The organism is Streptomyces sp. NPDC086077 (assembly GCF_040686175.1).
Taxonomy (GTDB): Bacteria; Actinomycetota; Actinomycetes; order Streptomycetales; family Streptomycetaceae; genus Streptomyces.
Genome location: NZ_JBFBJT010000234.1, coordinates 1 through 7732, shown reverse-complemented (window position 1 = coordinate 7732; position 7732 = coordinate 1). Strand labels below are relative to the sequence as shown.

At 75.4% G+C, this 7732-nt stretch carries 7 protein-coding genes; all 7 read left to right on the top strand.

Annotated features, from left to right (window positions below; all coding sequences use genetic code 11):
* On the top strand, nt 1–995 hold a 995-nt coding region (locus AB0O67_RS35515), incomplete at its 5' end, for an exopolysaccharide biosynthesis polyprenyl glycosylphosphotransferase (protein ID WP_365459640.1).
* 6 nt (nt 996–1001) lie between these two features.
* Nucleotides 1002–2366 carry an O-antigen ligase family protein gene (locus AB0O67_RS35510; protein ID WP_365459637.1) on the top strand — a complete coding sequence of 455 codons (1365 nt, stop codon included), beginning with the start codon at nt 1002–1004 and terminating at the stop codon, nt 2364–2366.
* The gene (locus AB0O67_RS35505; protein WP_365459634.1) at nt 2363–4105 is read left to right on the top strand and encodes a lipid II flippase MurJ; all 1743 of its coding nucleotides are present in this window, start codon (nt 2363–2365) and stop codon (nt 4103–4105) included. The genes AB0O67_RS35510 and AB0O67_RS35505 overlap by 4 nt, the downstream gene beginning before the upstream one ends.
* A 49-nt stretch (nt 4106–4154) precedes the next feature.
* Nucleotides 4155–4844, top strand: coding sequence for a polysaccharide deacetylase family protein (locus AB0O67_RS35500; RefSeq protein WP_365459643.1), 690 nt, complete (start codon nt 4155–4157; stop codon nt 4842–4844).
* Entirely contained in the window at nt 4844–6007 is a 1164-nt protein-coding gene (locus AB0O67_RS35495) for a glycosyltransferase (protein WP_365459631.1), read from the top strand. The genes AB0O67_RS35500 and AB0O67_RS35495 overlap by 1 nt, the downstream gene beginning before the upstream one ends.
* Nucleotides 6007–6663, top strand: coding sequence for a lipopolysaccharide biosynthesis protein (locus AB0O67_RS35490; protein ID WP_365459628.1), 657 nt, complete (start codon nt 6007–6009; stop codon nt 6661–6663). Before AB0O67_RS35495 ends, AB0O67_RS35490 begins: the two co-directional genes overlap by 1 nt.
* On the top strand, nt 6660–7732 hold a 1073-nt coding region (locus AB0O67_RS35485), incomplete at its 3' end, for a GNAT family N-acetyltransferase (protein ID WP_365459625.1). The genes AB0O67_RS35490 and AB0O67_RS35485, both read left to right, overlap by 4 nt.

Genomic DNA, 7732 nt, shown 5'->3' with positions numbered 1-7732 from the left:
GCTGCGCGGGGCGCGCGCTGGTGCACTGGCGGCGGCGGGTCGCGCTGCTGCGCCAGCCGCGCGCCGCGCTGGTCGTCGGGCCCGTCGACACCGCTCAGCGGGTCGCCGCCGCCGTACTGCGTCATCCCAGGTGCGGGGTGCGGCCGGTGGGGATCGTCGCCGACCACGCGGACGGCACCGAGGGGCTGCCGGTGCTGACGACCGACGAGGAGGTCCAGCGGGCGCTCATCCAGAACGGCGTCCGGGACGTCCTGGTCGTCCACCCCACCGTGCGCAGCGAGCACGGGCCGCTGCTGCGGGGGCTCGCCGAGTCCGGGTGCGCGGTGTGGGAGCTGGACGCGGACTCGCCGTCGTACGAGGCCCGCGAGCAGCTCGCCGGGTACGCCTGCCGGCGGCTGGAGCTGGACCCAGGGCGGCGCGCCGACGCCGGCAAGCGGACGCTGGACGTGGTGGTGTCCGGGGCTCTGCTGCTGGCGGTCAGCCCACTGCTGCTGGCCTGCGCGCTGGCGCTGCGGATCGGCGGCGGGCCGGGCGTGGTGTTCCGGCAGGAGCGGATCGGCAAGGACGGCCGGGCCTTCACGCTGCTGAAGCTGCGCACCCACCGCCCGGCCGACGAACACGAGTCGGCGACCCGCTGGAGCGTGGCCAACGAGCACGACATGCCGTGGTTCTGCCGGTTCCTGCGCCGCACCTCGCTGGACGAGCTGCTCCAGCTTTGGAACGTGTTCCGCGGCGACATGAGCCTCGTCGGACCGCGGCCCGAACGCCCGTTCTTCGTCACCCAGTTCAGCCAGGCCTACCCCGGCTACGCGGCCCGCCACCGCATGCCGGCCGGCATCACCGGACTCGCGCAGGTCAACGGGTTGCGCGGCGACACCTCGATCGAGGACCGGGCCCGGTTCGACAACGCGTACATCGACAACTGGTCGCTGTGGCAGGACGTCTGCATCCTGCTGCGCACGGCGGCCTCGCTCGTCCGGGCGACGGGGAGCTGAGCGCCGATGAGCTTCGCTCTGCCCCCCGCGCGGGCCCGGGTGCTCTCCCCCGTCCTGCCCGTCGTGGCCGTGGTCGCCCTGGTCGGGCTGCCGCTCGCGCCGGGCGGCGACGGGGGCGCCACCCCGGCCGACGCGGCCTCCGCGCTGGTGGTCGGCTTCTGTGCCCTGCGGCTGTTGCGGCAGCGGCGGCGTCCCCTGTCCCGAACGGCCGCCGTGATCCTCGGGCTGCCAGTCGTGGGGCTCGCCGTGGCGGCGGTGGGAGCCGCCTCGCCGGAGGCCGGGATCACCGGGATGGGCCGCTATCTCCAGGTGTTCGTGCTGGTGCCGGCCGCGGTGCTGCTGCTGATCCGCGACCGGGCGGACTTCCGGCTGCTGACCTGGTCGCTGGTGGCGCTCGCCGGCTGGCAGGGGGCGGTCGGCGTGCACCAGTACGCGACCGCGACCGGCGCCTCGTACCAGGGGCAGCCGATCCGGGCCGTGGGCACCTTCGGACCGCAGGACATCATGGGCATGGCGAGCGTGGTGTCGTTCGGGGTGGTGTGCGCGGTCGGACTGGCGCTCGGCCACGCGCCGGTACGACAGCGGTTGATCGCCGTCTGCTGCGCGCTGGCGCTGCTGGTGCCGCTCGCGCTGTCCTTCAGCCGGGGCGCGTGGATCGCGACCGCCGTGACGTGCGCCGTGCAGCTGGCGCTGGCCGGGATGCGGCGGGCGTTGCGGACGGGCGCGGCGATCGCCGCGGCCGGGGTGGTCCTGGTCGGCGGCTTCGGAGTCGGTACGGCGCTGCTCCAGGAGCGGATCACGAGCATCACGCAGGTCACCGACGCGCCCGACCAGTCGGTCACCGACCGGTACACCATGTGGGCGGCGGCGACCGGCATGTGGCGCGAACAGCCACTGACCGGCGTGGGATTGAAGGGCTTCCCCGAGTACCGGGACGCCCACGCGTCGCTGGCGCTGTCCGCGGCCAGCGACACGGAGGGCGCGGGCGCGGCCTTCCGCAGGCAGCCGCTGCTGTCCCCGCACAACATGTACTTGCTGGTCCTCAGCGAGCAGGGGCTGATCGGGCTGCTGGCCCTCGCCGGAAGCTGGCTCGCGCTGCTGGTGTGCGCGCTGCGGGGGCTCGCCGGGGCGAGACGGGCCGGGGACGGGCGAGGGCTCGACTGCGCGCTGGTGGCCTGCGGGCTGCTGATCTGGCAGTTGACCGACTTCGCGTACGCCGACATCGGCGGCCCCTCCACGGTGCTGACCGCCCTCTGTCTCGGCCTCGCGGCCTGGTGGGCGCTGGTCGGCGGGCGTACCGAGGAGACACCGGCCGAGGAGGCGGCGTGGGCGCGGGCCGACGTGCGCCCGGAGGGGGCGCCGGCGCGATGAACGTGACGCCTCCCCGGACCCCGGGGGCCGCGCAGCCCACCGTGCCCTGCGCACGGACCGCCCCGCACACCGAGGGCGGCACCGAACCGGCCCCGGCATCCCGCGGCTTCCTCGCCAGGGCGGCCCTGCTCACCGCGGCGCTCTCCGTCGCGGGGGCGCTGCTCGGGCTCGCCCGGGACCAGGCGCTGGCCCGGCTGTTCGGGGCGGGAAGTGAGACGGACGCCTTCCTGATCGCCTGGACGGTGCCGGAGTTCGCGGCCACCCTGCTGATCGAGGACGGGCTGGCCCTCGTCCTGATCCCGGCGTTCAGCCTGGCGCTGTCCCGGCGTGCGCAGGGCGCGCCCGGCGACCCGGTGCGGGCCCTGGTCGGTGCCACCCTGCCCCGGCTGTCGCTCGCCCTGATCACCTCCGGCGGACTGGTCGTCGTCGGCGCCCCCTTCCTGGTCGGCGCCCTCGCCCCCGGCCTCACCGACCCGGGGCTCGCCGTCGACTGCACCCGGCTCACCGCGACCTGCGTCGTGACGTTCGGGCTCGCCGGGTACTGCAGCGCCGCGCTGCGGGCGCACCGTCGCTTCCTGGCGCCGGCGGCGATCTACGTCGCCTACAACACCGGCATCATCACGACGATGCTCGTGCTCAGCGGGCGGTGGGGGGTGCGCTCGGCGGCGCTCGGGGTCGCGGTGGGCGGCTGCCTGATGGTGGCGGTCCAGCTTCCGGCGCTGTGGCGGCAGTTGCGCGGGAAGAGTGCCGACGGCCTGGAGGAGGACGGTGCGGCGCAGCGCCGGATGGGGCTCGCGCTGGTCTGCGCGGTGCTGCTGTTCTCGCTGTGCCGTCAGTCCCAGGTCCTCATCGAGCGGTTCCTCGCCTCGCATCTCGACCCCGGGGCCATCTCGCACCTGAACTACGCCCAGAAGGTGGCGCAGATCCCGATGACGCTGTCGCTGATGCTGTGCACGGTCACCTTCCCGGTGGTCGCGCGAGCCCTGGCCGACGGCGACACCGAGCGGGCCCGCGACCGGGTCGAGCGGGATCTGGCGCTGGCCGCGTGCATCGTGCTGCTGGGTGCCGCCACGGTCGTCGCGTGCGCCCCGCAGATGATCGAACTCCTCTTCCAGCGGGGCGCGTTCACGGCGCGGGACACGGCGGCGACGGCGGACGTCATGCGCGTGTACGCCCTCGGACTGCTCGGCCAGACCCTGGTCGGCGCCCTGGTGCGCACGTACTTCTCGGACGGCCGGCCGAGCTGGTACCCGCTGGCCGCGATGACGGCGGGCGTCGCCACGACGGCCGGTATCGGGGCCTGCACGGTGGGGCTGTGGGGGGTGAGCGGCATCGCCGCGGCGAACGCGGCGGGGATCACGCTGACGGCGGGGATGCTGCTCGGCGGGGCCCGGGCCGGGCGCGGGCGCCCCGGCGCGGACGGCGACACCGCCACCACCGCTCCCACTGGCGGCACCGCTACCACCGCCGGCACCGCGCGCAACGTCGTCCCCCTCCGCCTCCGTCATGTCCTCGCGGACCTCGGCCGGCCGATCGGTGCCGCCGCCGGCGCGACCGTCGCCGGTGCCTTCGCCGCGAGCCGGTTCGAGGCACCGCTGCCCGGGCTGCTCCTCGGCTCTCTCACCGTCGCCGCCGTCTTCGTGCTGCTCGGCCGGGCGCTGGGCGAGCAGGGAGTCGCATCCGCACTGCGTTCCGTACGTTCCGTGACCCGGAGGCTTCCGTATGCCCGTTCCCTTTGACACCGGCACGCGTGCCGTACGCGCCCCGGCCCCGGTCCCCTGGGTGGCGATGTACCACTCCGTGGGGGACTGCTCGGACGACCCCTACCGCATCACCGTCACCCCCGACCGTCTGGACCGCCAGCTCGGCTGGCTGCGCCGGCGGGGGCTGCGGGGGGTGTCCGTGGCCGCGCTGATCGCCGCCCGCGCCCGGGGCGAGGACCGGGGTCTGGTCGGGCTGACGTTCGACGACGGGTACGCCGACTTCGTCGAGGCCGCCCTTCCGGTGCTGCGCCGGCACGGCTGCGGCGCCACCCTGTTCGTCCTGCCGGGCCGGCTCGGCGGCGACAACTCCTGGGATCCGCTGGGCCCGCGCAAGCGGTTGCTGACCGCCGACGGCATCCGGAAGGCCGCCGATCAGGGCGTCGAGATCGGCTCGCACGGGCTGACGCACGTCGATCTGACCAAGGCCGACGACGTCACACTGACGGTGGAGACCGTCGAAAGCAGAGCGGCGCTCGCGGAGTTGACCGGTGCTCCGGTCGCCGGTTTCTGCTACCCGTACGGCGCGATCGACCGGCGTGCCGCCGACGCCGTACGGGACGCCGGGTACGCGTACGCCTGCGCGATCGACCCCGGAACCCTCTCCGGCCCGTACGCACTGCCCCGGCTGCACATCGGGCAGAACGACACCGCCGTACGCCTGCTGCTGAAGTACCGGCTGCACGGGCTGCGCCGGCGCGCGGTGGAGGGCGTCTGATGAAGGCCCTGCACGTCATCACCGGCCTGGGCGTGGGCGGCGCCGAGCAGCAACTGCGGCTGCTGCTGCGGCATCTGCCCGTCGACTGCGACGTCCTGACGCTCACCAACCCGGGCCCGGTCGCCGACGGCCTGATGGCCGACGGTGTCAGCGTCACCCACCTCGGCATGGCCGGCAACCGTGACCTCGGCGCCCTGCCCCGTCTGGCCCGGTTCATCCGGTCCGGCGGCTACGACCTGGTGCACACCCACCTCTACCGCGCCTGCGTCTACGGCCGGCTCGCGGCCCGCCTCGCCGGGGTCAGGGCGATCGTCGCGACGGAGCACTCCCTGGGCGACTCCCGGATGGAGGGCCGCCCCCTGACCGCCGGCGTCCGCGGGCTCTATCTCGCCAGTGAGCGCCTCGGCCGTACCACGGTCGCCGTCTCCCCCACGGTCGCCGCCCGGCTGGAACGCTGGGGTGTGCCGGCCGCCCGCATCGAGGTCGTCCCGAACGGCATCGACCTCGCCCGGTTCCGCTTCGACCCGGTGCGGCGGCTGCGCACCCGCCGGCGGTTCGGTCTGCCGGACACCGCGTTCGTCGTCGGCGCCGTCGGCCGCCTCACCGCAGGCAAGCGCTTCGACCTCGCCGTCCGGGCCCTCGCCCGGCTCCCCGACGACCACTGGCTGCTGCTGGTCGGCGGCGGCCCCGAGGAGCACATGCTGCGCCGCACCGCCCACGAGGCCGGTGTCGCCGACCGCGTCCTGTTCACCGGTGAGCGCCCCTACCTCCCGGACGGCTCCCCCGGCCCGGACCTGCCGTCCCTCACCGCGGCGATGGACCTGCTGCTCTCCCCGTCCGCCGAGGAGGCGTTCGGGCTCGCGGTGGTCGAGGCGCTGGCTGCCGGGCTGCCCGTCGTCCACGCCTCCTGCCCGGCGATCGAGGACCTCCCCCCGCACACCGCGCCCCACGCCCGCCGGGTGACCGGCGGCGCCGAGGAGTTCGCCCGCGCCGTCGCCGAGGCACGGGCGGCCGGACCGCGGCCCCGCACGCCCGCCGAGGCCGCCCGGCACTACTGCGTCACCCGCAGCGCCGCCCAGCTCATGGATGTCTACGCGACCGCGACCGCCGCCCCGCGTGCGGCGGCATCCTCGTCACCGTCACCCCAGGGAGCCAGTTCGTGATGACCGAGAACCCCACCGGACAGCACCGCCATGGCGGCCGGCCGGCCCACGCCAGGAAGCTCCCGCCCTGGAGCCTGCTCGCGGCCGGCGTGGTCGCCGGAGGTCTGCTCGGCGGCGCGTACGGCGAGCTGAGGGCGCCGGAGTACACCGCCACCAGTTACGTCGTCGCCGTACCCGCCGCGAACTCCGACCCGGCCTCCGCGCTGGGCTTCGCGCAGGCGTACGGCAGGGTCGCCACGCAGGTCGCGGTGCTCGGGGACGCGCAGGTGTGGGCGGGCGTACCGGTGCGCACGCTCCAGGACAGCGTGCGGACGGCGACCTCGCCGGACGCGCCGATGGTAGCGATCACCGCCACCTCCTCCCGGCCGGACGTCGCCGCCGACATGGCCAACGCCGTGGCCCGCGCGCTGACCGGGCACGCGGACGACACCGCGGGCGCCACCAAGGTGGAGCTCCAGCAGTTCGCCCGCGCCACCAAGCCGGCCGAGCCGTCCTCGGCCTCCACCCCGGTCACCGGCCTGGTCGGTGCGAGCGCCGGCGGTCTGCTCGGCGGGCTCGCCCTGCTGGTCCGGCCCCGCCGCGCCCTCGACGACACGGGGCGGGCCGCCTCCGTGCCGGGGCCGGCCGTCGCCGTCGACGCGCACCGAGCGCCGTGAGGCCGTCGTACCGCACGGAAGTCGTCACGGACGAGCCCGCCTTCGCCGAGCTCGCTCCCGTCTGGGGCCGTCTTCACGGGCGCTCGCCCCGCGCGACGCCGTTCCAGAGTCACGCCTGGCTGCACTCGTGGTGGCTGTCGTACGGCACGCCGGGGCGGCTGCGGCTGGTGCTGGTGCGCGCGGGCGGTGAACTGGTCGCGGCGGCCCCGCTGATGCGGGTGACCCGTCCGCTTCCGTCGCTGGTGCCGCTGGGCGGGGCGATCTCCGACTACGGGGACGTCCTGCTGGACGACGGGCACGGGGAGGCGGCGCTGACCGCGCTCACCGAGGGGCTCGCGACGGCCGCGCGCACCGCGCTGATCGACTTCCGGGAGGTCCGGCCCGGTGCCGCCGCCGAGCTGGTGTACGAGCGGTGGGGCGGACCGCGGCACCGGCTGGACGACTCGCTCTGCCTGGAGCTGCCCGCCGTGGCGATCGCGGACCTGATCGCCCGGCTGCCGTCCAAGTCCCAGCAGCGGGCGCGCGCCAAGCTGCGCAAGACGCACGCGCTGGGCGTGGAGCGCAGCGCCGTCAAACCCGACGAGGTGGAGGGGGCGCTGCGGCGGCTGCTGGAACTGCACCGGCTGCAGTGGCAGGGGCGGAAGGTGACGTCGGAGCATCTGCGGCTGAGATTCCGCGACCACCTGGTGCGGGCGGTCGCGGAGATGGTGCGCACCGGGGACGCGGTGGTCACCGAGTTCCGCCTGGACGGCGACGTGGTGGCCGTCGATCTGACGCTGATGTCGCGATGGCTGAGCGGCGGTTATCTGTACGGCGCCCACCCGAGGCTGCGGGAGCACAAGGCGGACGTGGCGGCGATGCTGCTGGAGGCGGGCGCCGAGCAGGCCCACCTCGCAGGGCTCGGCACGCTGAGCCTGCTGCGCGGCGACGAGCCGTACAAGCACCACTGGCGTCCCGAGACGGTCGTCAACCAGCGGCTGCTGCTCGCCCGGCGGCACACCGCCCCGCTGCTGGCGGCGGCGGTGTGCGGTGCCGCGGCACGCCGCCGGGGCAAGGAGCTGGTGCGCCG